This is a genomic window from Rhizobium mesoamericanum STM3625, assembly GCF_000312665.1.
GTDB classification, from domain to species: domain Bacteria; phylum Pseudomonadota; class Alphaproteobacteria; order Rhizobiales; family Rhizobiaceae; genus Rhizobium; species Rhizobium mesoamericanum.
Map to the genome: position 1 here is coordinate 1,238,647 of NZ_HF536773.1, position 24,988 is coordinate 1,263,634.

24 protein-coding genes are annotated in these 24,988 nt (G+C 58.9%); 11 read left to right on the forward strand and 13 right to left on the reverse strand.

The annotated features are described in order from the left end of the window. Positions 1–53: 53 nt before the first annotated feature. The 3 genes from BN77_RS26040 to hglS are packed head-to-tail and all read right to left on the reverse strand — an operon-like array spanning position 54 to position 4,276. On the reverse strand, positions 54–1,286 hold the full coding sequence (locus BN77_RS26040) for a pyridoxal phosphate-dependent aminotransferase (protein ID WP_007537798.1): 1,233 nt from the start codon (positions 1,284–1,286) through the stop codon (positions 54–56). An 8-nt stretch (positions 1,287–1,294) separates the two neighbouring features. Continuing rightward, the gene (gene amaB / locus BN77_RS26045; RefSeq protein ID WP_007537799.1) at positions 1,295–2,827 is read right to left on the reverse strand and encodes an L-piperidine-6-carboxylate dehydrogenase; all 1,533 of its coding nucleotides are present in this window, start codon (positions 2,825–2,827) and stop codon (positions 1,295–1,297) included. A gap of 48 nt (positions 2,828–2,875) precedes the next feature. Further along, the gene (gene hglS, locus BN77_RS26050; protein ID WP_040678479.1) at positions 2,876–4,276 is read right to left on the reverse strand and encodes a 2-oxoadipate dioxygenase/decarboxylase HglS; all 1,401 of its coding nucleotides are present in this window, start codon (positions 4,274–4,276) and stop codon (positions 2,876–2,878) included. A gap of 106 nt (positions 4,277–4,382) precedes the next feature. On the opposite strand from hglS, the gene BN77_RS26055 reads away from it, so the two are divergent. Both BN77_RS26055 and recX read left to right on the forward strand, forming a co-directional pair. Beyond that, complete coding sequence (locus BN77_RS26055; protein WP_040678482.1) at positions 4,383–5,291, forward strand: LysR family transcriptional regulator; 909 nt, start codon at positions 4,383–4,385, stop codon at positions 5,289–5,291. Next, positions 5,288–5,839 carry a recombination regulator RecX gene (recX, locus tag BN77_RS26060; RefSeq protein ID WP_007537802.1) on the forward strand — a complete coding sequence of 184 codons (552 nt, stop codon included), beginning with the start codon at positions 5,288–5,290 and terminating at the stop codon, positions 5,837–5,839. Before BN77_RS26055 ends, recX begins: the two co-directional genes overlap by 4 nt. Positions 5,840–5,846: 7 nt before the next feature. On the opposite strand, the gene BN77_RS26065 is transcribed toward recX, so the two are convergent. Both BN77_RS26065 and BN77_RS26070 read right to left on the reverse strand, forming a co-directional pair. Further along, entirely contained in the window at positions 5,847–6,836 is a 990-nt protein-coding gene (locus BN77_RS26065; protein WP_007537804.1) for a LacI family DNA-binding transcriptional regulator, read from the reverse strand. A 14-nt stretch (positions 6,837–6,850) separates the two neighbouring features. Continuing rightward, positions 6,851–7,858 (reverse strand): Gfo/Idh/MocA family protein, encoded by a 1,008-nt coding sequence (locus tag BN77_RS26070; RefSeq protein WP_007537805.1) that lies wholly within the window; start codon positions 7,856–7,858, stop codon positions 6,851–6,853. Between the two features lie 199 nt (positions 7,859–8,057). Here BN77_RS26070 and BN77_RS26075 point away from each other — a divergent pair, with 199 nt between their 5' ends. The 7 genes from BN77_RS26075 (at position 8,058) to BN77_RS35585 (ending at position 14,063) form a co-directional block, all read left to right on the forward strand. Then, entirely contained in the window at positions 8,058–9,350 is a 1,293-nt protein-coding gene (locus BN77_RS26075; RefSeq protein WP_007537806.1) for an ABC transporter substrate-binding protein, read from the forward strand. A gap of 82 nt (positions 9,351–9,432) precedes the next feature. Further along, a complete protein-coding gene (locus BN77_RS26080; protein ID WP_007537807.1) occupies positions 9,433–10,320 on the forward strand; it encodes a carbohydrate ABC transporter permease in 888 nt (295 codons plus the stop codon). Position 10,321: 1 nt separating this feature from the next. After that, entirely contained in the window at positions 10,322–11,233 is a 912-nt protein-coding gene (locus BN77_RS26085) for a carbohydrate ABC transporter permease (RefSeq protein ID WP_007537808.1), read from the forward strand. 19 nt (positions 11,234–11,252) lie between these two features. Next, entirely contained in the window at positions 11,253–12,338 is a 1,086-nt protein-coding gene (locus BN77_RS26090; RefSeq protein ID WP_007537809.1) for an ABC transporter ATP-binding protein, read from the forward strand. A 13-nt stretch (positions 12,339–12,351) separates the two neighbouring features. Further along, positions 12,352–13,089: a ThuA domain-containing protein gene (locus tag BN77_RS26095; RefSeq protein ID WP_007537810.1), complete on the forward strand. Its 738-nt coding sequence runs from the start codon at positions 12,352–12,354 to the stop codon at positions 13,087–13,089. Positions 13,090–13,254: 165 nt separating this feature from the next. Further along, positions 13,255–13,935, forward strand: a complete 681-nt coding sequence (locus BN77_RS26100) for a M24 family metallopeptidase (protein WP_007537811.1) — start codon at positions 13,255–13,257, stop codon at positions 13,933–13,935. After that, positions 13,932–14,063: a M24 family metallopeptidase gene (locus BN77_RS35585; RefSeq protein ID WP_280109955.1), complete on the forward strand. Its 132-nt coding sequence runs from the start codon at positions 13,932–13,934 to the stop codon at positions 14,061–14,063. Before BN77_RS26100 ends, BN77_RS35585 begins: the two co-directional genes overlap by 4 nt. Positions 14,064–14,385: 322 nt before the next feature. On the opposite strand, the gene repC is transcribed toward BN77_RS35585, so the two are convergent. The 4 genes from repC to BN77_RS35100 form a co-directional block, all read right to left on the reverse strand. Further along, complete coding sequence (repC, locus tag BN77_RS26105; protein ID WP_007537812.1) at positions 14,386–15,663, reverse strand: plasmid replication protein RepC; 1,278 nt, start codon at positions 15,661–15,663, stop codon at positions 14,386–14,388. A 150-nt stretch (positions 15,664–15,813) separates the two neighbouring features. Then, positions 15,814–16,809, reverse strand: a complete 996-nt coding sequence (repB, locus tag BN77_RS26110) for a plasmid partitioning protein RepB (RefSeq protein ID WP_007537813.1) — start codon at positions 16,807–16,809, stop codon at positions 15,814–15,816. Further along, positions 16,806–17,984, reverse strand: coding sequence for a plasmid partitioning protein RepA (repA, locus tag BN77_RS26115; RefSeq protein ID WP_007537814.1), 1,179 nt, complete (start codon positions 17,982–17,984; stop codon positions 16,806–16,808). The genes repB and repA overlap by 4 nt, the downstream gene beginning before the upstream one ends. Positions 17,985–18,429: 445 nt before the next feature. Further along, positions 18,430–18,798: a hypothetical protein gene (locus tag BN77_RS35100; RefSeq protein ID WP_007537815.1), complete on the reverse strand. Its 369-nt coding sequence runs from the start codon at positions 18,796–18,798 to the stop codon at positions 18,430–18,432. A gap of 521 nt (positions 18,799–19,319) precedes the next feature. Here BN77_RS35100 and BN77_RS26125 point away from each other — a divergent pair. Continuing rightward, on the forward strand, positions 19,320–20,720 hold the full coding sequence (locus BN77_RS26125; RefSeq protein WP_040678484.1) for a sensor histidine kinase: 1,401 nt from the start codon (positions 19,320–19,322) through the stop codon (positions 20,718–20,720). Continuing rightward, positions 20,717–21,370 (forward strand): response regulator, encoded by a 654-nt coding sequence (locus BN77_RS26130; RefSeq protein ID WP_007537817.1) that lies wholly within the window; start codon positions 20,717–20,719, stop codon positions 21,368–21,370. The genes BN77_RS26125 and BN77_RS26130 overlap by 4 nt, the downstream gene beginning before the upstream one ends. On the opposite strand, the gene BN77_RS33745 is transcribed toward BN77_RS26130, so the two are convergent. The 4 genes from BN77_RS33745 to adh form a co-directional block, all read right to left on the reverse strand. Beyond that, entirely contained in the window at positions 21,364–21,882 is a 519-nt protein-coding gene (locus BN77_RS33745) for a hypothetical protein (RefSeq protein ID WP_007537818.1), read from the reverse strand. The genes BN77_RS26130 and BN77_RS33745 overlap by 7 nt on opposite strands. A 303-nt stretch (positions 21,883–22,185) precedes the next feature. Beyond that, on the reverse strand, positions 22,186–22,653 hold the full coding sequence (locus BN77_RS26140) for an Lrp/AsnC family transcriptional regulator (RefSeq protein WP_007537819.1): 468 nt from the start codon (positions 22,651–22,653) through the stop codon (positions 22,186–22,188). A gap of 209 nt (positions 22,654–22,862) precedes the next feature. Further along, positions 22,863–23,009 (reverse strand): hypothetical protein, encoded by a 147-nt coding sequence (locus BN77_RS34270; protein WP_085989873.1) that lies wholly within the window; start codon positions 23,007–23,009, stop codon positions 22,863–22,865. A gap of 350 nt (positions 23,010–23,359) precedes the next feature. Then, positions 23,360–24,868 carry an aldehyde dehydrogenase gene (gene adh, locus BN77_RS26145; RefSeq protein ID WP_007537821.1) on the reverse strand — a complete coding sequence of 503 codons (1,509 nt, stop codon included), beginning with the start codon at positions 24,866–24,868 and terminating at the stop codon, positions 23,360–23,362. Between the last annotated feature and the right edge of the window lie 120 nt (positions 24,869–24,988).

Here is a 24,988-nt window from a genome sequence, read left to right on the forward strand (position 1 = left end):
ATAGCCTCGCTAGTCTGCGCGAGACTGGCAAAGTCGTCTCGCGCCAGCGACGATCAACCAAGCCGCCGGCAAGCAGCTGCGATCCGCTCCAGGGCTACCCTCAGATCTGCCTCCGCCGATGCGTAGGAGATCCTGAAGTACGGCGAGAGTCCGAAGGCCGAGCCCGGGACGACGGCGACATCCGCCTCCTCGAGAAGATAGGCGCAAAACTCCCTGTCTGTCGTGATCCTGCGACCGTCCGGCGTGATCCGGCCGAGAATGCCGCCGCATCCGGAGAAGGTATAAAAGGCGCCCTCGGGCGTGCGACAATCAAGACCGTCGATCGCATTGAGACCGGAAACGACAAGATCGCGCCGCCGCCTGAAGCTCTCCGTCCGCTCTGCAAGAAAATCCTGCGGTCCGTTGAGTGCCGCAACGGCAGCAGCCTGGCTGATCGAGGACGGGCAGGACGTTGCCTGGCTCTGGACTACCGCCATCGCCTTGATGAGCGCTTTCGGCCCTCCAGCATAGCCGATGCGCCAACCGGTCATGGCATAGGCCTTGGAGACGCCATTGATCGTCAGCGTGCGCTCGCGCAGGCGCGGTTCCAATTGCAAAGGCGTGACAAAGCGAAAATCGTCATAGACGATGTGCTCGTACATGTCGTCCACCATGATCCAGACATGTGGATGCCTGAGCAGCACGTCCAGCAACGGTCGGTAGTCCTCGGCACTATAGGCGGCGCCGGATGGGTTGGATGGCGAGTTTAACAATAGCCAGCGGGTCCGTGGCGTGATCGCCGCTTCGAGCTTCTCTGCAGTCAGACGAAAGCCGCTGTCTGCATCGCACGGAACAAGGATCGGCTTGCCTTCACAAATCTGAACGATATCGGAATAGGACGTCCAGTAGGGCGTGGGGATGATAACCTCATCGCCGGCGCCTACGGTCGCCATCATCGCATTGAAGAGGATTTGCTTTGCGCCGGTCGCGACCGTTATCTCGCTGGCGTCGAAAGAAAGATGGTTTTCGCGCTGAAACTTGGTGCGAATCGCTTCCTTAAGCGCCGGTGTGCCGTCGAGCGCCGTGTACTTGGTATCGCCACGCTGCATCGCGTCCCAGGCGGCCTGTTTGATATGGTCTGGCGTTTCAAAATCAGGTTCGCCGGCTCCAAGGATAATGACCGGCCTACCTTCCCGCTTCATGGCTGCAGCACGTGCACCAATCTGCAGGATCTCGGAGACACCGATAGAAGATATCCTCGAGGCGGGCCGAAAACCCGCCTCCCCAATTTTTACGTCGATCGTCATGACGCCTCCTACTCGATTTCGAAGGAGACGCCCTGCGCAAGCGGCAGAGCCTTGGAGTAGTTGATCGTGTTGGTGGCGCGGCGCATGTAAGCCTTCCAAGCGTCAGAGCCGGACTCGCGGCCGCCGCCGGTTTCCTTCTCACCACCAAACGCTCCGCCGATTTCGGCACCCGAAGTCCCGATGTTGACGTTGGCGATACCGCAATCGGATCCGTCGGCCGAGAGGAAACGCTCGGCTTCCCGAAGGTCTAGCGTGAAGATCGACGAGGAGAGGCCGGCGCCGACAGCGTTGTGGTCTTCGATCACTTTGTCGAAGTCGGTGTATTTCATGACGTAAAGGATTGGCGCGAACGTTTCTTCCAGCACTGGGCCGACCTGCGCGGGCATTTCCACCAGCGCCGGCTTGACGTAGTAAGCATTGTCGTTTGGCATTGCGACGCGCTCACCGCCGTTGATGGCACCGCCGTGGGCCTTCGCTTCACCGAGTGCCTTCTGCATGCCATCGAAGGCAAGCTTGTCAATCAGCGGGCCGACGAGCGCCGTCGTTTCGAGCGGGTTGCCGACCGAGACATTGGCATAAGCTTTCTTCAGGCGCGGGACGAGCTGGTCATAGATGCTCTCGTGCACGAAGAGTCGGCGGAGCGTTGTGCAACGCTGGCCTGCCGTGCCCATGGCGCCAAAGGCGATGGCGCGCAGCGCCATGTCGAGATCGGCCGACGGGCAAACGATACCCGCGTTGTTGCCACCGAGTTCGAGGATCGAACGCGCAAAGCGGCGCGCCAGCCGCGGACCGACTTCCCGACCCATGCGGGTCGAGCCCGTCGCGGATACCACCGGTACCTTCGGATGATCGACCAGAACCTCGCCGATGGCACGATCACCGATCAGCACTTCGCTCAGACCCTCCGGCGCTTCGCCGAAACGGGCAATGGCACGCTGCAGGATCGCCTGCGAGGCGAGCGCGGTCAGCGGCGTCTTCTCCGAAGGTTTCCAGACGACGGCATTGCCACAAACCAACGCCAGCGCGGCGTTCCAGGCCCACACGGCGACCGGGAAGTTGAAGGCGGAGATAACACCGACGACACCGAGCGGATGCCAGGTTTCCATCATCCGATGGCCGGGGCGTTCGGTTGCGATCGTCAGGCCGTAGAGCTGGCGGGACAGACCGACGGCGAAATCGCAGATGTCGATCATTTCCTGCACTTCACCAAGACCCTCTGACGGGATCTTGCCGGCCTCGATCGACACCAGTCGGCCAAGCTCCGTCTTCACCGCGCGCAGTTCCTCGCCGAGCAGGCGAACGAGCTCGCCGCGCTTGGGCGCGGGAACAAGGCGCCACGCCTGAAAGGCGCGGGCAGCTTTTTCGATCCTCGCGCTCGCGGCGTCACGGCTGTCCGTCTTCAGGGCGGCCAACTGATCACCCGTGACCGGGCTATAGGAGGCCATGTCTCCGCCGGTGTAGAGCGCCTTATCGACGCCGATCTTATCGAGAAGTGCGACGGTTTCCTGGGTCACATTCACTGTTCTTGCTGCGATGGTCATGTGAAAACTCTTTGATGTTCGGGAGGGTTGTCGGTTTCAGCTGTCGCCTTACTCAGCCGCTTGTGCCGCGCTCAGAAGGGCGCGGCACTCGGCGATCGATTGCGCCTCGATACCGGCGTAGTGATCGAATTCGTTGAGAACCGAGGCGCCGAGATCGCGCTCGAAGCGCTGCTGGTTGGGGTTTGCGGCAAACTCCTGCGCCGCCTCGTCGCCGAGGTTGGACTGGAAGATGCCAGCCGCGCTGACGGGCAGGAAGTCCTCGTAGACGATCGGGTCGAAGCAGACGAGACCATCCGCGACAAGCTGATCAATGCTGACATCAGCCGAGCCAATCGTGCTCCGGCCCTTCGGGGTAAGCGAGTAGCGGAAATAGCCAAGGCCCTGGTCGCGTATTTCCGCCCAGCTGTCCGGGAAGGGCACGAACGCATCGGCAAGCGCCTTCTCATAAGCTCTAGCGTTCGAGCCATCGGCTGCCGGGCGCACGACCTTGCGTGACTCCGTCAGAAGCTTGTCGTAAAGGCCGCGGCCCTTCGGTGTCAGGGCGATACCGCGGCTTTCGATTTCCCCGAAACGAGCCGTATGTGTGCCTTGCTGCCAGGTCCCGTCCGCATCCTGGAAAGAGACGGCTTCCTCGAGAGCCTTGAACGACGTCTGCCGCAACAGAATTGCACAGCGGCGGCTTGGCGGACCCTCGACAACAGCCTTCGGCGCAATGCCATATTCCGGCATCAGGCGCTGCACTTCGTCGATATCGAGCGTGCGCGGCGTCAGGTGATTGATGTGCGGGCCCTTGAAGGAGACAACATCGGCGACCAGCCGGTGCGCATCGTGCAGGCGCTTGTACATGGCGAGGTCGATTTTGGCCTGATTGTGCCAACGGAAAGTCTCCAGAACCTCGGCAACGAAGCGCTTGGCATCGTCCGCGTCGAGACCGCCTTGCTGTTCGGCCTTTTCGGTGAGTTCGGCAGCGCTGGCGGTGAAGATCTGGCGCTTCTGCAGAATCGTCTCGGCTTCGGCGCGAAGCGCCTCGTCAGCAATCAGGTCCAGACGCAACAGGGACGTGAAGACACGAAACGGATTGCGCTTCAAGGCCGCATCGCCAACCGGCCGGAACGCGGTGGAGTGCACCGGCACCCCGGCCTCGCTGAGGTCGTAGTAACCGACCGGAAACATGCCCATTACGGCAAAGACGCGCCGCATCATCGCAAGTTCTGCAGCCGTTCCAAGACGAATGGCGCCGTGACGCTCTTCTGATACACGCTCCAGGGAATCGGTTTCTTCAAGCCTGTGCTTAAGCGCCGGATCGGCGTTAAGCGTTGCCGTGTTCACCCTGGCCACAATATCCATCAGCGTGCCGTAGGCGGGCACCTCGGTCCGATACATGGCCGACATGGCCGCGGAAAATGCTGAGCGGATGCTGCAGGAGGAGACGAAACTTCTGGTCGACATATTTATCTCGCAGTGCCAGTTGGGAGAGTTCATTCTGGATTGCGATCATATCGCGCGTGGAGTAGATGAATAACGATAAATGAAGCTAAGATGATGCGGTTTCGGAATGACTTTGCCTCGAAAGCTTATGCCTGACCTGACCACACTGCAGTCCTTCGAGTCGGCCGCCCGCCACGGCAATTTCACCAGGGCAGCCCTCGAACTGAACCTGACCCAAAGCGCCATCAGCCGGCAGATCAAGGACCTGGAAACTCAGCTCGGTGTCCTCCTGTTCGAACGGGTACGGCAGCGGGCGATCCTGTCGGAAGCCGGCAAGCGACTTTTGCCGGAGGCACGGCGGCTGTTGCACCAGACGGAAGAGATGATGATCCGGGCTGCCTCCGGCGCCACGGCAACCCTTGCGATTGCCACCTTGCCGACATTCGGCAGTCGCTGGCTGACGCCTCGGCTGCCACATTTTCTGGCGACCCATCCAGGTTCCCTCGTCGACATAGCGTCGCGCTCAGAACCGTTCGACTTTGAGGAGGAAAGCTTTGATCTTGCCATCCACTACGGCAAGCCGATCTGGGCACGCGCAACCTGCACTTTTCTCTGCGACGAAAAGATCGTTCCCGTTGCCAGCCCCACCCTGCTGCAATCTGATCCAGTCGCGAGCGCGGCGGAACTTGTAGACAAGCCTCTCCTGCATCTGGCGACGCGCCCGAGACTTTGGCGCCAGTGGTTCGAACACTGCGACATCGACGCTGATCCGTCTTATCGAGGCAACCGATTCGACCAGTTTTCGATGATCATCGAAGCTGCCTCAATGGCGATGGGGTTTGCGCTTCTGCCACTGTATCTTATCGAACAAGAGCTGAGCTCCGGCAAACTGAAAATCATTGTCGACCGCCCCATGTCGACCGAGAATAACTACTACGTGGTGACGCCGGATGGTAAGCGAGAACACGCGCTCGGCCTGGCGTTCACCGCTTGGCTCCTCTCACAGGTAAGCAATAAGGACGCCATTCAACCGTGAGCGACGAGCCGACACCATCCGATATCCCGACAGTACGCATGCTGAGGTGGGCCAGAAATTCGACGATCTATCGACTCGAGAGGCAGATGATGACGGAACGGCAGCTGTTCGATGCCATCATCCGAAAGGCGAAGCAAAAATTCACAGACATCAGCGAGGTGCAACTCAAGGCGATTGCGGACTCGGCCGTCGCATTCGCCTACGAGCATGCGGGCCTCAACGATACTGCCTATGCTGAAATCAGGACGCGCTCCGGGGTTCGAAATGGCAGATCGAAGCGACACATTGCTCAGAAACTGTCACAGAAGGGTATCGATCGAGAAACCATCACCGCCGCACTCGATGAAGCAGACGACTTGCTGGCCGCCGTGGTCTTCGCGCGCAGACGCGCCTTCGGGCCATTTCGGCGAGGCGACGGCGATCGGGACTGCGTGACCAAGGAGATGGCGGCGTTTTCACGCAACGGTTTCAACTTCGACATAGGCAGGGCTGTTCTTGGTATGAGCCGCGAAGAGGCGGAAGACCTTGTGATCGCGCGATCTCGATAACTCTTTCCTACGCAGTCGAGCCCCAGCGGGCCGTGCAGGTCAGAGTAATGCTGTGGGGGCCTTCTAGTTCGGCGTCATGGCGTTCGATGAGCTCCATAACTGCGTCGATAAAGGCCGCGTGGTCGAGGCTCAACGTCGTCAAATCGTTGCAGTCCCATGCCGCCATCGCGATCCCGTCTTGTCCGACGATGGCAATATCATCGGGCGTGTTCTTCCCGAGTACGCGCCGTGCCGCATCGCGCGCGCCGATCGCCATGACGTCATTGCCGCAGATGATGGTATCCACCTTGGCGCGGTGAAGAAGCAAGACAGCTTCCTTGAAACCGGAATCGTAGCCGTAGTCGCCGAAGGCCTCGGCCTGGAGCGTCAGCCCGCGCCTGGCAAGCGCATCAGCGAACCACTTGCGGCGCAGCTTGTCGATCCAGCTGGATTTGGTGCCCGAGAGATAAGCAAAGCGCTTTTTTCCATCGGTCACGATCTTGTCGATGATTTCGTCGGCCGCCGCTGACCCGTCGATCCGAATGCTCGAGACCTTCTCGTTCTCAAGTGGTTCAAAAGAAACAATAATCGGCTTCGTCGTATGGAAGATATCAACGGCATCCTGCATCGACACCATGTCGGAAAAGACGACAACGTGGTCCACCTGATACGTGGAGGCAAGCCGCATGAGCTGCAGCCGATCGTCGTGATCGGCGCAGCACAGAATGATAGGCAGAAGTTGCCTTGCCTGCAGCCGATGGACGAGAAGCTGCTGCTCCTCTGCCTCGCACGGATTGCCGATCGCGTTAACCACCAGCGCTACCAGCCTCGATCGCTGGTTGTTGAGTGAGCGCGCAATGGCGTTTGGCTGATAACCATACTCGCGAGCAACGGCCAGGATGCGGTCGCGCGTTGCACTTCCGATCCTGGAGTCGGGTGAGAAGGCTCGCGAGATCGTAGCAGACGATACCCCGGCGAGCTTTGCCAGTTCCTTCGAGGTGATCCGTCGCTTGTTCATTCCATATTCCACGCCTATGGCGCGGCTATCCTGACGGGCACACCGTCTGCCGCAGCCGATTCCTTGATTGCATCCCAGAGCCTAGCGAATCGCAGCCCCATTTCAACGGAGCCGGTGTTTTCCATTGTCCCTTCGCGAATGGCGAGGAAGTTTTTCATCGGATTGCCGAGAATTTCCGCCTCTTCGCGCGGCTCGGCATTGCTGCCGACGCTGATCTCGCGCCATCCGCCCCAGGCATCGATGCGAACGATTGCCCTCGAATAGAAGAAGGTGATGTAGGAGGCGCAGCCAGGAGGACCCTCGCCTGCAGCTGTCAGCGTCGCCAGCGCGCCGTTCTTGAGGCGGGCTGAAACGGCCGTCGCTATGTCGACGTCCTTACCGTGATTGTTCATGTAGGCCGACACGCTCACGAAGTCTGAGTTGGCCAGCAGGCAGACAGTGTTCATCATATGCGCGCCGGTGTCGAACATGAAACCGCCGCCTGAAATCGCCGGCTGTTGCTTCCAGTGACCGTCATAGTTGCTGGACCAGCTTTCCCAGATCATCCCCGATATAGCAATCAAATCGCCGAACTCCCCGGCAAGCGCCCGTTTGCGCGTGTCGATCACCAGGGGCGAAAGACCGCCCTGGAAAGCGGTTACAATGGTCACACCGCTCTTCTTCTGCGCCGCAATCAGCCGCTCGGCTTCCGCCACCGTGGTCACCATCGGCTTTTCAAGGAAGAGGTCGAGGCCGGCTTCCGCGACAGCCGTTGCCTGCTCACCATGAAACGCATGTGGCGTGGAGACATAGACGGCATCCAGCTCGGCTCGGCAGGAAGCCAGCATCTCCCGGTAATCGTCGAAGCTCTTCGGCGCGACTGATCCAGCGGCAACGCATACCTCGATCAGGCGCTGGCGAGAGGAGGGGATCGTATCGGCAAGCGCGACAAATTCGATCTCGGGCATGCGTGCCCAGCTTGCCGCATACTCGGCCGCTTTCAGGCCTGCGCCAATGACGCCAAGCCGCAATTTTCGTGACATGAAAAATCCTCCCAAATGCAGTGTGTAAACGGTTACACAAATGACCCAATGAAGACAAGATCTATTAAATCACGCAACTTCAATGCATTAGCACTACGAGCAAAACGCAATCAAAAACCATCTTGCCAGCCATTGGATTGCGTGTACATTTTCGACTGTGGTGCTGGAGGGCGCCGCGAACCAAAAGGGAGGACTTCCGTTGAAGAAGACGGTCATTGGTGGCCTGTGCGCCATTCTGCTCAGCGCGGTTTCCACGCTGGCACATGCCGAGACAATCCGAATTGCCAATCACGGGCAGGCCGGCATCGACGCCATGAAGTCGACGGTCGAGAAGATCGAAAAGAAATACGGTGTGACCGTCGAGGTCGTCGAATACCCTGCGCCTGACAAGGACTACCTGACGAAGCTGTTGACTGAGCTTGGCGCCGGCAACGCCCCGGATCTCTTTTCTATCCCGACGACGGCCGCCGTCGCTGACATGGTCGAGGCTGGTTACCTTGCGCCGGTGACGAAGGAAATCAAAGCATGGGACAGCTACGCCAATTTCTATGATGTCGCCAAGCAATTGGCCGTCAGCCCGGATGGCGAAACCTATGTCATGCCATTCATGCTCGGCATTCAGGAAATCTATTATCGCAAGGACGTTCTCGATAAGGCCGGCATCTCGACCGAACAGCCGAAGACCTGGAAGGAACTGCTCGATCGCGCCGCGGAAATCAAGAAAAAGACCGGGGCCTATGGTCTGCTCTTCCCGGCCGGCGTTTCCTGGGGAAGCGGCGCCTTCGATGAAGGCTTCCAGCATCTGGTCGTCGGTTCCAAGACGCCGCAGCTCGTCGATGCCGACGGTAAGCTCGATTTGAATGGTGAGGGCATCAAGGATGTCTTTGATGTCTACAAGCAGCTGATCGATAATGACCTAATGCCAACACAGCCGTTGCTCGGACCAGAGCCCTGGGTTGTGCCGAAGTATCAGATGTTCCCGGCCGGCAAGCTTGCCGCAACCACTTGCGGTTCCTGGTGCTACATTTTCGACTGGGGTCGTGAAAGCAAGAACCCCATTCCTGAGGTGACCAAGGTCGTCGGCACCTGGACTGTTCCCGGCCAGACCGGCGGTCAGTATGTTCTCGCCAACCTTGCAGCCCCATGGGCCGTCAATTCAAAGTCCGCCAACGTGGAACTGGCCAAGAAGGCGCTGATGGAGATTGGTTCGGTGGAGACGCAGGTCTCCTATGCGGCCCGTATCGGCAACATCCCGTCGAGCAAGGACGCGGCTAAGAACGCCGACTTCCAGAAGCTGACGGAGCTCGTTCCGATCCATGCCGCAGCCGAGAACGGGACCTTCCTTAAGCAGGCTTCCGGCTTCGGCACGGTTTCCGAAGGTGTTGCCCGCGCAACAGAAGCGCTGCTGCGCAAGGAAACCGACGCGGCCGGTGCACAGAAAATCCTGGTCGATTACGTCAAGGAAACGCTCGGCGACGAGGTCGTAAAGTAAGCATCGACTTACTCAATGCGAGGGAGACGCGGGCCCACCCGCGTTTCCAGATTTCCCTTCCGAATGAGTTACAGAGCTTTCCATGGCCCGAAACGTCCACGAAAGGCGCGCCGAACGGCAGCTTCTTCTGATCCTGTTGCCCTCGCTTGCCCTGCTTCTGGCCTTCGTGATCTATCCCGCGCTCTACTCCGTCTATCTGAGCTTCACCAATGAAGCGCTGACTGGGGCTGCCGCTTTGCGGCCGCGCTTCGTCGGTATTCGCAATTATGCGCGGCTTCTGGACGACGCGAAGTTCTGGAACTCCTTGCTCGTCACCTTCCTGTTTGTTGTCGGCTCCGCAGTCATCGGACAATTCGTGCTCGGCCTCGTCTCGGCCATGGCGCTGCGTCGTCGCATCCATTTCAGTCGCCTCTTCTCTTCGATCATCCTTCTTCCGAACGCAGCGCCAGAGGTGGTTGCAGGCTTCATGTGGATTTCGATGCTGGCCGGAGGCGAGCAGGCAACGCTCAGCCGCATCGTCAGCCTATTCGGCGTGACGCCGGCCGACTGGCTTCAGGTCTTTCCGCTGTCGATGATCATCATCGTCAACACCTGGCGCGGGATCGCCACAGCGATGATCCTGTTGACTGCTGGTCTGAGCACCATCCCAAATGAGATTTATGAGGCTGCCCGCATGGATGGCGCAACGCCTTCGCAGATGTTCCGCCGCATTACCCTGCCGCTGATGATGCCGACGATCCTTCTCTACATGCTGATCTCAGCCGTCTCGACCATCGCCGTGTTCGGCCTCGTCTACGCGCTGACACGCGGCGGCCCCGGCGGGGCGACAGAGCTGGTCAGCATCTACATTTACAATCAATCCTTCACAGCATTCCAACTCGGTTACGGAGCAGCGGTCGCCGTCGTAGCACTACTGATCTCCCTAATTCTCGGGGTCGGCTATGTCAGGGCTATGAAGGTGGAAGTCTAAGATGTCGGTGATCTCCCCGAGCGAAAATGCCAACAAGACCCGATCGGACCTGCTTGCCTACGCAACGCTTTCGCTGATCTCGATCTTTTGCGCCGTTCCCTTCTTCTGGGTGCTTCTCGCATCCTTCGACGGCAACGCGCAGCTGTTCCTTCGCTGGCCCGAGCAATGGAGCTTTGCGAACTACTTGCGCGTCTTTACCAAGGAGGACGGCGCGAAGTGGCTGTTCAACTCGCTCTTCGTCGTCGGTGGTGCGACCGTGTTGGTGATGGTGCTGGCCGGCCTTGGCGGCTACGCGCTGTCGCGAACCCGAGCTTGGTGGAAGCTGCCGTTTCTCTATGCCATCCTATTGATCCGTGTCCTTCCGCCGACGGCGCTCGTTGTGCCGCTCTACAAGTTCCTGCTGACCTTGAACAATGCTGAAGGTGCTATTCTGAGGCCGATCTTCGGCGAATTCACTCGGCCGATCATGCGCTGGACCGGTTTCATCGATGGTTATCTCGGCTTGATCCTCGTGCTTGCGACAATGCAGCTGCCATTGGCCCTATGGATCATGAAGACGTTCTTCGACGGCCTGCCACGCGACTACGAAGAAGCGGCGCTGATGGACGGCGCGACCCTCATACAGCGCATTCGCCGTGTGCTAATCCCGCTGGCGCTGCCGGGATTGGCCGCCGCCGGACTGTTCGCCTTCATGTCTGCCTGGGGCGACTTCCTGCTGCCGCTGATTTTCCTCTCTTCGCCAGAATTGCAGACCCTGCCGCTTGGCCTGTTCCGCGCATTCCTGCGCATCAACGAGATCGACTACGGCCTGCTTGCGGCGCTCGCCTTTATCTACCTCCTGCCGGCAGTCATCGCCTTCGGCTTTGCACGTCGCTTCCTCGTGCAGACATTTGCAGGCGGCGTCAAAGGCTGACACCAGAAAGAGCTCTACGATGATCAATCTCAGGAACGTTCGCAAATTCTACGGTGCATTGGAGGTCATCAAGGGCGTCGACATCACAGTGGAAAACGGCGAGTTCGCGGTTTTCGTCGGCCCGTCCGGCTGCGGAAAATCGACATTGCTGCGCATGATCGCCGGTCTTGAGGGCATCGACGATGGCGACCTCATGCTTGACGGCAAGCGGATCAATGACGTGCCGCCCGACAAGCGTGGCATCGCCATGGTCTTCCAATCCTACGCCCTTTATCCGCACATGACCGTGGCCGAGAATATCGGCTTCTCACTCAGCCTGAAGAAGGTTCCGGAGGCTGAAATCCGCCGTCAGGTTGAGGGGGTCGCCGAGATCCTGCAACTGACCGACTATCTCGACCGCCGGCCCGCTGTCTTGTCCGGCGGCCAGCGCCAGCGCGTTGCCATTGGACGCGCGATCATCAAGAAGCCGTCGCTGATCTTGTTCGATGAGCCCTTGTCCAATCTCGATTCCGCGCTGCGCGTGCAGATGCGTGCCGAGTTACAGCGCCTGCATCGCGAGCTGAAGGCAACGGTCGTTTACGTGACTCATGACCAGGTCGAAGCCATGACCATGGCCGACCGCATCGTCGTCCTCAACAAGGGTGTCGTTGCCCAGCAGGGTGCGCCAATGACGCTCTACCATCAGCCTGACAACGAATTCGTAGCAACCTTTATCGGCTCTCCGAAGATGAACACCATCCCGGTCGCGATCACCAGATCGACGGCCGGTCACGCCCATGTCCAGAGCCCGCTCGGTCTCTCGATAGACCTGCCGGACGCGGGCAGGATCGTGCCACAGGGTGAGGCTACTCTCGGCATCCGGCCGGAGCACCTGAAGATCGCAGCGGAAGGGCAGGGCGACTTTTCGGCCGAGGTCATGATCGTCGAGCGGCTGGGCGTCGAGACATACATGACTGTCGGTTCGCAGGAACAGCCGATCGTCGTCCGCTCCGAAGGTGACATCACGTTGCGACCGGGTGATCGCGTGTCCCTCGCGGTCGATACCTTGGCCTGCCACCTGTTCGATTCCGCCGGCCGCGTCATCCGCCCGCCACAAGCTTCATAACATCGAGGATACCATGACAATCAAGGTCACCATCTGGAACGAAGGCCGCCACGAGCAACTCCACAAGGAGGTTCAGGAAATCTATCCCGCCCGTATCGACGGAGCGATCGCGGCCGGCATCGCCAACCCCGATTTCGAAATCCGCCGCGGCACGCTCGACGATCCGCACGAGGGCCTGCCCGATTCGCTACTCAATGATACCGACGTGCTTTTGTGGTGGGGCCACATGGCCCATGAGGAGGTGAGCGACGGCCTAATCGACCGCATCCAACAGCGCGTGCTCAAGGGGATGGGGCTTCTCGTCCTCCATTCCGGGCATCATTCCAAGCTGTTTCGGCGGTTGATGGGCACCAACGCCAATCTCTCCTGGCGCGAGACGCCGCAAGGCGACCTAGAGCGCGTTTGGGTCGTCAATCCCTCGCATCCGATCGCCGAAGGACTGCCGCCCTTCTTCGAGGTCAACGCGTCCGAAATGTATGGCGAGCCCTTCGACATTCCGCAGCCCGACGAACTCGTCTTCATTTCCTGGTATTCGGGTGGCGAGGTGTTCCGAAGCGGTTGCACGTGGCAGCGTGGGCGTGGCCGCATCTTCTTCTTCAGTCCCGGCCACGAGACCTATCCGATCTATCACGACAAGACGGTCCACAAGGTCATCTCGAACGGCATCCGTTGGGCAAGGCAGACCCATACCGATGGCCGGATCCTGGAAAACTGGCATCGCGCGGAACCTATTCACGCCCGCCCGGCGTAGAATAGCCGCTCTACAATTTGTGCCTGACACTCCAGGTAAGCGTTCGGCTCCTCACAGTTCCGGCAGCGAAAACAGGCGGCGCAAGGGTACCGATTGGTCGGCTGAGGTCCGCCAGCGTATGCGCGAAACCGCACGGGTTTGGTGGCGATCGCTCCCGGCTCTCACATGGAGTGGTTCGTCGGCTTCCACTCGCATCCCGATGAGCGCCCATGCCTCCTTCTCATCGCGCCGGAAAGGAAAGCCTTCTTAATGCCGGCCTTGAATGCCGAAGGATCACGTGCGTTCACCTACGCCCAATTCTTCGACTGGTCCGACGACCAGGGACGGACAGACGCGCTTGCCGACGCACTGAACGTGATCAGCGCGCCCGCGCGTGGACGGGCCGCGCTCGACGAAACGATGCGCGCCGATTTCGCGCTCCTCCTCCTGAAAGTGCTTCCCGCCGACACCCTCCAGGATTTCATGCCGCCGACGCTGGATGGCCTGCGGATGAAGAAGGATGAGGCCGAGTTTTACAAACTGAAGATGAATGCCGCGATTGCCGCCTTCGCAACGATCCGACCCGGGATGGCGGAAAGGCAGGTCGCTGCGGAGATCCGCACAGCCTTTTTGTCGGAGGGAGCTGTACCTGCATTCTGGATTGTCGGAGCAGGCCCGAACGGAGCGTTCCCGCATCATTCCGCAATCGATCGAACCATCGAGGAAGGCGATACGATCGTCATCGACATTGGCGGTCGGAAGAGCGGTTTCCCGAGTGACGTCACCCGCATGACGGTGATCGCCTGCTACCCGAGGGATGTCACGAAATTCACGCGATCGTCGAAAGGGCCATCGAGGCCGCGCTGAAGGCCGCCAAACCGGGGGTTCCTACAAAGGAGATCGAGTTTGCCGCCCGCAAGGTTATTTCGGACTCGGGCTGTGGTGACTACTTCGCCCTTCGCACCGGTCACGGTACGGGTACCGAAGGCCATTAGCCACCCTATATCACAGCAACCTCCGAGACGATCCTGGAAGAGGGCACGGTGTTTTCGATTGAGCCGGCATCTATCTTCCGGGTCGCTTCGGCATCCGGCTCGAGGACTTCGTCATCCTCCGAGCCCATGGACGAGAAATCCTGTCGTCATGACCGCGACACGTTCATCACGTTGGCCCACCTGCTCTTTTGCGGAACAGAGGACTGCAGCGCTGTTTGCACCGCCGCGATTTCCTGGCGCCCGCTGCATCTCCTGGCGCCAACTTTAGCAGTCGGTCATTTTGTAATGAAACCCGATCTCCCAATAACCGACCGCTAAACCACTACCCAGCCTGGCGCGCGCCGCCGCCACGCGCTCGCACCAGCGACATCAACATCGGACCGATGGAGAATTCGCCCCTTTCCGCGCGACGCGTCAGATCTCTGAGATAACCACCCGCCGAGTTGATATGGCCGCCACGTTCGAGGATGTACGCCATGACCGTTGCTGCATTCTCCGGACCCATCGCCGCCGCCGCCTCCTCGTAGGCCGAAGCGCTGACGCCAAGCATCCCCCGGACCACGACAGCCGCGGCCATCATATCCCGCCAATTCGCTATAGAGCCACCGGGCCCGTAGCTCGCCATGTCGGGGCAGGCCTGCAGGACCAGTCCGAGCGGGAACGATTTCAGGCCGCCACTGTCATTCGCCGGGCGGCGAGCATTTCGATCGTCACGCGTCTGCTCCTGGCTCGCTCCCTCAGCACGACGCTCAACCCCGGATCTCGAGTTCGCTCCCTGCTTTGTTTCTAAAGCTGGTTCAAGTTCAGTAATAGATTCGGGGTTTGAATTATGTATGTGACGATCATTTTGAGCGGGATTGCCGCTCGATTCCTTTGCTTTAAGCAGCGTTTCCAGTCTGTTAGTAATATCCTCGCGTAGCGTCTGCATCTCTTCCAGCGCCGTAACGATCTGCTCGCTCGTCGGCGTACGCGGTAAGGCGTCCACCAATGCCCTGAAATAGCCATAGGCGGTTTCCCAATCGCCTGCCAACTCTTCTTCTATGGCCGTCTCTATCAGCTTAGCGACATCGCGCCGGCAGAGGCTGAGCTGTTCGCGCAATCGCTGGAGGTGAAGCCGCTCGGCAACCACTTCCGCTGCCAGGCGCTCTATCTCCTCCGAGCGCACGATAAGCGGCGCCAGTGAAAAGCCGAATGCCTCCGCAACCTCACCCTCCTGCGCCCTGCGGGCGTATCGTTTGCCGTTTGGGCTATCTTTGCGAATGATCAACCCGGCATCGACCAGCACAGCCAGGTGACGGCGGATCGTTTGTTCGGCCATGCCGTGCGAGCGCAGCGAAAGCTGTTCGTTCGACGGAAACACGACGAGGCCATTTTCCTCCGACAAGACATTCTTCGGATAGAAGCTGAGCAGTGCATTCAGCACCGCAAGCGCGCGATCCGTCACGCCAAGTAGAGGCTTGGCCGCGCAGAGTTCCCGGTAGATTTTCCACTTATCGACCGATTGATCCGCCTGAAGCTCGCTTGCCGCCTTCTGGCTGGCGAGCATGCCAAGCGTCATCGCACGCCGCCCGAAAGGCGTCGTCACACTTCCTGTTTCCATCACCTTCACCTTTTGAAGGCAAAAGAAATCCCCTCACCAGATTGGTGCCAACTCTTGACAGCGATTCCCGGAAATGCGATTCTCTAGCTGCTAACCTATGAGAAGGGCTTCCGTGACGGCAACGTTCGGGAGCTTTTTTCTTTTGCGGCGTTATCCTTTGTTTTTGCGTTGGGTCGACTGCACGAATTCGCTGTGAAGCGCCTCCATGCGATCATTCAGGAAATCCACGAAGCTGGCTGGGACCGCCTTCGTAAAGCTGATCTTCGGGCCGGCCTTGGCATAGCTGACCGTCGCCAGCAGAAAGCCATTTGCTCGTATCTCTGTTACCGCGGACTGCGCGGCTGCCGAGGTTGCTTCTGCCGTCAGCGCGCCAAGCGCGACGGAAAAGCGGTCGCTCGCGGCAATCGCCATGTCCCGACCGAGTGATTGCTTGATGCGCGCCGCGCCGTCTTGGCGCTTGGCAAAGGCGTTCGCAAAGTCGATCCACCGGCGACGACCAATTTCAGGCGAGGGACCGATCGCAAGCAGAACGTCGCGCGGGATCGCAGTTGCGATCCGCAGCATCTCCGAGACATGCGATTTTCCCGTCGCCAGCGATGCACAGATCACATCGCGCCGATATCCCGCCTGTTCCTGCGACAGTGCGAATGCGCACTTCTCGATGAACGACAGATCGTTGCGGTTCGCATTCTCTTCACCTTGGAAGACGATTGCCTCTTCGTCGCTGAGTTCCCGCACGATGGCCCGAAACTTCAAGCCAAGCATCTTGACTGCCGCCAAGCGTCGGCGCCCGAACACGATCTGGTAGGGCAACCCATCACCTTGCGGTCTGATCAAGCCGGGAACAATCTGCCCGCGCTCCTTTATCGATGTCGCGATCTCTTCGATCGCCGCCTCGTCATAGGCACCGTCGAAGCGGTCCGGGATGGAGGACGGGCCAACGTCATCGGGGTCCACCTCGACGATATGATCGCCGTCCTTGAGCAGCCTGTCGAGGACCTCCCCCTTTTCCTGTATCTGCCTGACGCCTGCGGCAACCTTGAGAAGGTGCGGGGACGTGGTCGGCTTCGTGGCCGGCGCTGCGGCCGGTTGTTCAAGCTGGCCAAGAACATTGGCAAACATGCCACGAGAATCTTTACGGCTCATTCGCGCCCCCATGCTGCCCAGAGCAACTTCTCGATCTCGGCGTTAGCCGCGTTGATCGATTCCATCGCACGGTCGTAGGTTTTCGGCGCTGAGAAACGCGAGCGCTGCACCTCGTATAGGCTTTGCTTCCACGTCAGGGCGTCGGCAACCGCCGTGGATTTCGCCACCATGTTCAGCAATAGATCTTCGCCGAAGACCTGTCGCATCAATGCCGTCATATTTGCTTGAGGGTGATCGTTGGCTTCGAACTTTGTCACCAGGAATTTTGCGAAATCCCACTGGGCCGATGTGCCCATCTCGCTCAAGATCTGCATGTAGGATGACGCGAGTTCCAGAAACTTCCCGGTGGAATCGACGTCGAGCATATGGGCGGGGACCGGGATCACGACGCCGGTGGCGGCCGTCAGCGACGAAAGCGTCAGAAAGTTCAGCGAGGGCGCCGAATCCATGAGGATAACATCATAATCATCTGCAACCTGCTCCAGCGCCTGCGAAACCCGCAGGAGGAAGCTGGTGCCGCCGTTCTTGCGCATCTCGAGAGCGACCGCCGTTTCAAATTCAGTCAGATCAAGGCCCGCGCAGATCACGTCGAAGCCCGCAATATGCGTCTTGTGGACGAGCGATTTCGTTGGTTTGGGATCAGAAAAGCGGATGGCGGCATAAAGCGTTTCGTCTTCCCGGGGATCGAAATCAGGAAGCGTTCCATGCAAACTGGTAAGCGACGCCTGCGGATCGAGATCGACCGCCAACACCCGGTAGCCCTTGAGGGCCAGGTAGTGACCGAGATGAATGGTCGTGGACGTCTTGCTGGAGCCGCCCTTGAAGTTGGTAACCGCAATGATCTGGCACTCCTCGCCATCAACACGGCGCGGGTTCATCCACTTCTTGCGCCCCTTTTCACCCAGCATCAGGCGAAGCTCGAGGATCTGCTCCAGCGTATACATACGACGGCCATTGCTCGTCGTTTCGGGTGAGGGACCCTTGTCCTTAAGGACGATCTGCCTGATGTAGGCTTCCGAGACATCCAAAAGCGCAGCAACTTCCGACGAGGAGAATTTCCGCATCTCGCGGCGCGCGTCCGGCGGATACTGCGCCATTGTGAGATTTTGCAGAGCGAGCTCCAATTTCGTGGAAAAGCTCTGCATGAAGTCGAGGCTGCTTAAGTGGCGGTTCACGATTCTTTCCTCAGTTCGTTTCAATAGCCTAAGCGCCGATATGATTAATGAAAGGTCTATGCGGTTATTGTTTCGCCATAAGTCGATAATTCGTCTGTTTAGCGTAGTTAGAGATCTAGCTCGATTCGGGAGATTCGGCAAACCCTTCGCCGATAGCTGGAGTCGCATACGCAATGAAACGCCCCTCGACGTCGTGCCGAGGAGCGTAACGTGATTGCAGAGCATTTAGGGCGGAAGCAATTGCCCACCAAGCTAATGAGTTTGTACCCCCGACGCCGATAACTTGGCGTGACGATACAAACGTATATCTGGTAGCTTATGGATTAGACCGTGCAGTCACCCCATGGAGATCGCTATCGATTATACGCGGGCTTCTGTCGTGCGCTGACAGCAAGCCATCGCGCGCCTCGAGATGAGCCTCGCGATCACCGAGCAATTTATATCCTCAGGGCTGCACCACGATCGCGGTCGTTGGTGGCGTCTCGTCTTCAACAGGTGCGCTAGAATCGGCATCGGACACTGGTTCCTCCACAGGTAAAGTGTCTCTAATTTGATCGATCTTGCCCACGGCTGGGCCAACACCCAAAATGTCCTTTGCTCGGGCCAGTGCTGCATCCGTCACAACGCCATCCTTGGTGAAGCCCGAAAGCGCGTCGCGCAACGCTTCGTCGCTGAAAGCCGGTTCCGTCGGAATGGCATCAGGCCCGTTTTCGGCCTCGAACTCGGCGTAAGCCTTCACATAGGCCGAAACCGCTGCCATTCGCGGATCGTTGGTATGCAGGTAGGCATGGAAGTTCCTGTTCAGCGAATTCATTCCGGCAATATCGGACTTAGGGGGTTTCGCACCGGCGGTAGCGACCCTGGTCTTTTACTGTTGCCTCCTCCAGAATTGCCGTTGCCGTTCCCTCGCTTTGCATAGGCGATGTCGGACAAGCCCAACCGCTGTGCCGCCCAACGGGGCGACCGCAATTGTCACCGCAACAATCCCGCGTCCAAGAATTTTAGAAATGCTCATATTGGTTGCCGCTTGCGTCCGCATCGTTGATGGGCCGGAAAGCACGACTTCGAATGGGGTGGTTCGAAGTCCGCTTCCCGGCCTGGCGCGGTCACCCGCGTCCCAAATCAGACGAACGTTAGCCTGCGTCCGGTGTCACATCCACGGCGCTCAGACCATTGCTCAGCAGGCTAGGACCTAGGTCTGATGCGGTTGCAGACCAAAGGTCCGAAAATTGTCTACGGTGACGCGATATTGTTTGACCCCTTGGAGGAAGGCGGTAATTCTGCATTTTCAATGAACTGAAGGGCCGCCTTTGGGCGGCCGATCCGAGATATCTCGTGCGGCCCCGTGAACTCGTAAAACGATGGAACTCACAATCGCTTGCCAAGCAGTTTTTGCTTACTGGAGGCGTGGTCTCGCTGATGGCGATGGCATTGGTCGGCGCGTTCGTAAGCAGTTTGATTGAGGACGCGGTAACCCGAAACTCCGCTGCAGCCACAGCTCTCTATGTAGACAGCGTAATCGCGCCCCTCCTGCCTGACATGCTCAGCGGTCAAGAGCTCGACGATACTGTCTCACGTGCACTCGACGAGACGCTTGGGCAGGGCGCTCTCGGAAACCGCCTGCTGTCATTTAGGCTGTGGCGCGCAGACGGCACCGTTCTCTACTCGAACGACAAAGCCGTACAAGGAAAGCACTTCGAACTCAGCGACGACCTCAGGACCGCTTTTTCTGGCAAGATGGTCGCGCAATTCAACCGCGCGGACGACGCAGAGGATCAGGTCGAGCGGGCGAGTGGCAAGCCTTTGCTTGAAATCTACAATCCCGTTCTGCAGCCATGGTCGGGGCAGGTCGTTGCCGTGTCCGAATTCTACGAAGTAGCCAACGATTTCGAGCGCAGCCTCTATCAGGCCCGCTTGCACAGCTGGATGGCCGTCGCGGCCTTCACGCTCGCCTTCTTCGTTGTGTTGTCGGCCATCGTCTTGAGAGGCAGCAGAACGATCGAAGAGCAACGGCGTGCCCTGAAGCGCCGCATTGATGATCTTTCGGCTCTGTTGTTGCAGAACCAGACCTTGCGGGCGCGTGTCCAGAGGGCCTCCCAGCGTGCCACGGCGCTTAACGAAAGCCATTTGCGGCGCATAGGCGCCGATCTACATGATGGGCCAGCGCAACTGGTCGCCTATGCCTCTTTGCGCCTTGACAGCGATAAACTCGTCAATCCGACGACACCCGCATCGTTACGCGAGCGTGAAATTGCAGCCATCAAGGCAAGCCTTGACGAGGCAATGCAGGAGATCCGGACGATCTGCAACGGCCTGGTGCTACCGCAGATCGAGGCCGCCAGCCTGCCTGAGATTTTGGAGCGCAGCGTGCGTGCGCATGAACAGCGAACCGGATTGCGCGTCGATTTATCGATCGGCGAGGCACCCGAATATCTTTCTCCGTCCGCCAAAATCTGCATCTATCGCTTCGTGCAAGAAGGATTGAACAACGGTTACCGCCACGGCGGCGGCATAGAACAACGCGTGGTGCAGCGGATGGATGGTGACCGCATCAGCATTGACGTATCGGATGGCGGTTCCGGTTTTGATCCCGACCAGGTCGGGCCCACCAGTCTCGGCCTTGCTGGCCTTCGGGAGCGGATTGAAAGTCTTGGCGGGACCTTCAACCTCCAATCTTCAGAACAAGGCACCATTGTCAGCATGTCGCTTAACAGCGAGGAGATTACACAGACATGACAGGAGCAATTCGCGTCGCAGTTATTGATGACCATCCATTGTTCAGGGAAGGGGTAACCCGGAGCCTGTCGGAGATCGATGGATTTCAAATCGTGGCGGAAGGAAGCACGAAGGACGATGCGATCAAGGTGGTAGAAAATCTGCAACCGGACGTCTTGCTAATGGACATTTCCATGCCCGGCGGCGGCTTGAACGCGATCGCTCCGATCCTGGAGGCGGCCCCGTCACAGAAGATTGTCATGCTCACGGTTTCGGAGTCCAGTGACGACGTAACGGCTGCATTGGACAGCGGCGCGAAAGGCTATGTGCTGAAAGGCGTCGGCTCTAAGGCGCTTGCCGAAATCATCCGCAGCGTGGCGGCGGGCGAAAGCTATGTCGCCCCCACGCTGTCGGCGCGCTTGCTTTCCAGTCGCGCCTCACCCGCTCCGAAGAAATCTTCGGCTATTGCGGCACTGACACCGCGTGAACAACAGGTCTTACAGTTCGTCGCGTCCGGACTGAGCAACAAGCATGTCGCACGAAAGCTCGACCTTCACGAGAAGACCATCAAACATCACATGACACAGATCATGGCTAAGCTTGGTGTCGCCAACCGAACGGAGGCGGCAATGGCGCTGCGGGATGCTATCGATGAGCGCGACGATCAGTGAGCGAAGGATTCGAGACGGGTTTCATCTGCTAAGGTCGCGCGGCGGTTGACAATTGTGCGCCCCCGCGCATCCCTCATGATGTAGCGGCCATTTCTAATGAGTTCGCTCATGCCATCCCTGTGCCGAACCTCCATCGCCGAGCTGCCCGCATCGTCGGCATCGGTCGTCGAGCCCGTTGTTGTAGTGGTAGTGCCACTGGAATGGCCGATGCCATTGCTATTCCCATTGCCGCCGCTGTTGCCGTTGCCACCGCCGTTGCCGTTGCCGCCGCTGTTGCCATTGCCGCCGCTATTGCTGTTGCTGCTGCCGTTGCCACCGCTGTTGCCGTTGCCGCCGCCGTTCCCATTGCCGTTACCTCCATTGCCGCCATTGCCCCCTTTGGCGGCTTGGGCCGTCTGGACACTAAGGTTAAGCGAGGCACCTGAGACCACGATCTTGTATGGCACGGCCGCCAGCGATAGACTAATCGCCACGCGGCACAGGGCCGCAACAAGCTTTCGATGTGAGGACATCGTCATACCCCTGGATCCTACGGTTCGTTCCGGCTCGCGGTCTGTGCGATTCTTGTCGCTCAATTTATCTACCACTGCGATGCACGCGAGGGGGAACCCACCCGGCATCACAAATATCCGTGACGCAACCTGCTTGAATTTGCTCACGGGTCAGCTGGACGGTCAATTCGCAATCACCGCTTTCAGACCTTTTCCTCGAATGCCACAGGACGTTTGTCCGACCTGGCTTGGACCAAGGTCCAAGGGTTCACGGTTCGGGAACACGATTGATGGACGACGAGGCGTCGACGAGAAGCGCGACGCTCATACCGGGACTGAAGTCGAATACTTCACCCTCTTCAAGGCAAAATGCGAAGAGGATGTCGCGACTGCTTGGTGCGTCAGGATGCCTTGCATCAGCAGGCGCTCATAATCCTGAACATCGGCGACGGCGACCCGAAGCAGGTAGTCCCAATCGCCCGACATTGAATAGCATTCGAGCACCTCCTCGTGACTTTCCACAAAGCGCTCAAAATCACTTCTCGCAACCGAATCGTGTGCCTTCATCCGCACCTGGCAAAACACGGTCAGACCACGACCGACTGCCTCCGGGCTGACGAGCCGAACGGTTGGCCCAAGCATTCCCGCCGCCTCAAGCGCCTTGATGCGGCGCCAACAAGACGCGCTCGATGCCCCAACGCGCTCGGCCAAGGCGGCGTGGCTGAGATCACCTTCGCTTTGGAGAAGTCGGAGAATCTTTCGGTCGACATTGTCAATCACGGGCGTTTTCATCGGCATGTCTCATTTCGCGATACGTGCGTTTCTCATGCTACGACAGTTCCGGCAAAACTGTGCGGCCGGAAGTTGTTTTGCGCCCAATTCTATTCAAGAGTAGTGCGGTTTGTCGCAGATGAAAGTCTGAATGAGATTACACGAGCAAAAAGCCCTGGATTTGCCGCGGTTCACGGCAAATCATTGCAGGGCAGGGTGGGTGCTAGATATCAAACCGGCACGTTGAAGAAAGCGAAATATCCCCATGCTGCCAGGAAGAACACGAGAAGCGCCACCACAATCGCCAGTCTGCGAAAACCTGGCCGAGGCGGCCGCGGGGGCTTTCGACGTCGGAATTGAATGACGTTATCGTTCATCTGCAGTTTCTCCTTGTGCCGCATCATATGCTGTTTCGGGCGAGCAACAGCATATGTCAAAGAAAAAGGCGCTCAACCCGTTTGGGGAGCGCCTTTTCTTGCCCGGACAGCAACGCGACACATCCAGGGGACATGTCTGCAGGCTATCGATACGGGTGGTGAGCGCTAAATGGCACTCTTGCCGCCAAATATCAAGTCGGTGCGCAACTTTTTCCATAGCTGATAAACTTGACGGCGCCATCTGTGAGAACCAGACGTGGCTGGCCACCGATCGTCGTTTTCATCACCATCGCCCCCAACCGGCACGCCCCATTTGGGCGTACCGATCAATCATGCAGCGGTCTCCGCTCTCAGAAGAAGCCAAGGGCCTTCGGGCTGTAGCTCACGAGCATATTCTTCGTCTGCTGATAATGCTCGAGCATCATCTTGTGGGTCTCACGACCGATGCCCGACTGCTTGTAGCCGCCAAAGGCCGCATGTGCTGGATAGGCGTGGTAGCAATTCGTCCATACGCGGCCTGCCTGTATGTCACGACCAAAGCGGTAGCATCGGTTGGCGTCGCGGCTCCAGACGCCCGCGCCAAGACCGTAGAGCGTGTCGTTGGCGATCTCGAGTGCCTCCTTCTCATCCCTGAAGGTGGTGACGGACACAACTGGGCCAAAAATTTCCTCCTGGAAGATCCGCATCTTGTTGTGACCCTTGAAGATCGTCGGTTTGACGTAGTATCCGTTCGCGAGTTCTCCGCCGAGACCGTTGCGCGAGCCGCCTGCCAACACTTCAGCGCCTTCCTGCTTGCCAATGTCGAGATAAGCCAGGATCTTCTCCAACTGGTCGCTCGATGCCTGAGCACCGATCATCGTTGCCGGGTCAAGAGGATTGCCCTGTTTGATGGCTTCGACGCGCTTGACCGCCTTCTCCATGAAACGGTCATAAATCGATTCCTGGATAAGAGCGCGGCTGGGGCACGTGCAAACCTCGCCCTGATTGAGCGCAAACATGGCAAAACCTTCCAGTGCTTTGTCCAGGAAGTCGTCATCCTCCGCCATGACATCGGCAAAGAAGATGTTCGGCGACTTCCCGCCGAGTTCAAGCGTCACCGGAATGAGGTTCTGGCTCGCATATTGCATGATCAAACGACCGGTTGTTGTCTCGCCAGTGAACGCGATCTTGGCGATCCGCGGGCTAGACGCGAGAGGTTTACCAGCTTCCAGGCCGAAGCCATTGACAATATTGAGGACGCCCGGCGGCAAGAGATCGCCAATAAGCTCAGCCCAGACCAGCAATGACGCCGGTGTCTGCTCCGCCGGCTTGATCACGACGCAATTGCCGGCTGCGAGTGCCGGGGCAAGCTTCCACGCGGCCATCAGGATCGGGAAATTCCACGGAATGATCTGGCCAATCACACCGAGCGGCTCGTGGAAGTGATAGGCCACGGTATCGTGGTCGATCTCGCCGATCGAACCTTCCTGCGCGCGAATGCAGGAGGCGAAGTAGCGGAAATGGTCGATCGCCAGTGGGATGTCGGCAGCCAACGTCTCCCGGATCGGCTTGCCGTTGTCCCAGGTTTCTCCTTGAGCGAGGAGCTCTAGTTTGTCCTCCATTCGCTGCGCGATCGCCATCAGGATGTTGGACCGCTCGGCGGCCGATGTTCTGCCCCATTTTTCCCTGGCGGCGTGTGCAGCATCAAGTGCCGCATTGACATCCTGTTCGCTGGAGCGGGCCACCTCGCAAAGCTTGCCCCCAGTAACGGGCGTGACGTTGTCGAAGTAGCGGCCCTCGATCGGCTCGCGCCACTCTCCTCCGATGAAGTTGCCGTATCTCGTCTTGAACGGCGACTCGACGATCTTCTGATGCAGCATTTGATCCTCCTCCTTGAAAGGCCAGGTTCGGAGCGAACCGGCAAGAGGAAACTGCGCGCGTTTTGCTTTTGGAGAAAGTTGCCCCGGAGAATACCGCACCGCACAGTGTCGCATACATGC

Coding starts and splice junctions, on each gene's coding strand:
- BN77_RS26040 (WP_007537798.1), bottom strand. CDS start 1,286: ATGACGATCGACGTAAAAATTGGGGAGGCGGGTTTTCGGCCCGCCTCG.
- amaB (WP_007537799.1), bottom strand. CDS start 2,827: ATGACCATCGCAGCAAGAACAGTGAATGTGACCCAGGAAACCGTCGCA.
- hglS (WP_040678479.1), bottom strand. CDS start 4,276: ATGTCGACCAGAAGTTTCGTCTCCTCCTGCAGCATCCGCTCAGCATTT.
- BN77_RS26055 (WP_040678482.1), top strand. CDS start 4,383: ATGACTTTGCCTCGAAAGCTTATGCCTGACCTGACCACACTGCAGTCC.
- BN77_RS26065 (WP_007537804.1), bottom strand. CDS start 6,836: ATGAACAAGCGACGGATCACCTCGAAGGAACTGGCAAAGCTCGCCGGG.
- BN77_RS26070 (WP_007537805.1), bottom strand. CDS start 7,858: ATGTCACGAAAATTGCGGCTTGGCGTCATTGGCGCAGGCCTGAAAGCG.
- BN77_RS26080 (WP_007537807.1), top strand. CDS start 9,433: ATGGCCCGAAACGTCCACGAAAGGCGCGCCGAACGGCAGCTTCTTCTG.
- BN77_RS26085 (WP_007537808.1), top strand. CDS start 10,322: ATGTCGGTGATCTCCCCGAGCGAAAATGCCAACAAGACCCGATCGGAC.
- BN77_RS26090 (WP_007537809.1), top strand. CDS start 11,253: ATGATCAATCTCAGGAACGTTCGCAAATTCTACGGTGCATTGGAGGTC.
- BN77_RS26095 (WP_007537810.1), top strand. CDS start 12,352: ATGACAATCAAGGTCACCATCTGGAACGAAGGCCGCCACGAGCAACTC.
- BN77_RS26100 (WP_007537811.1), top strand. CDS start 13,255: ATGGAGTGGTTCGTCGGCTTCCACTCGCATCCCGATGAGCGCCCATGC.
- repC (WP_007537812.1), bottom strand. CDS start 15,663: ATGGAAACAGGAAGTGTGACGACGCCTTTCGGGCGGCGTGCGATGACG.
- repB (WP_007537813.1), bottom strand. CDS start 16,809: ATGAGCCGTAAAGATTCTCGTGGCATGTTTGCCAATGTTCTTGGCCAG.
- BN77_RS35100 (WP_007537815.1), bottom strand. CDS start 18,798: ATGAATTCGCTGAACAGGAACTTCCATGCCTACCTGCATACCAACGAT.
- BN77_RS26130 (WP_007537817.1), top strand. CDS start 20,717: ATGACAGGAGCAATTCGCGTCGCAGTTATTGATGACCATCCATTGTTC.
- BN77_RS33745 (WP_007537818.1), bottom strand. CDS start 21,882: ATGTCCTCACATCGAAAGCTTGTTGCGGCCCTGTGCCGCGTGGCGATT.
- BN77_RS26140 (WP_007537819.1), bottom strand. CDS start 22,653: ATGAAAACGCCCGTGATTGACAATGTCGACCGAAAGATTCTCCGACTT.
- BN77_RS34270 (WP_085989873.1), bottom strand. CDS start 23,009: ATGAACGATAACGTCATTCAATTCCGACGTCGAAAGCCCCCGCGGCCG.
- adh (WP_007537821.1), bottom strand. CDS start 24,868: ATGCTGCATCAGAAGATCGTCGAGTCGCCGTTCAAGACGAGATACGGC.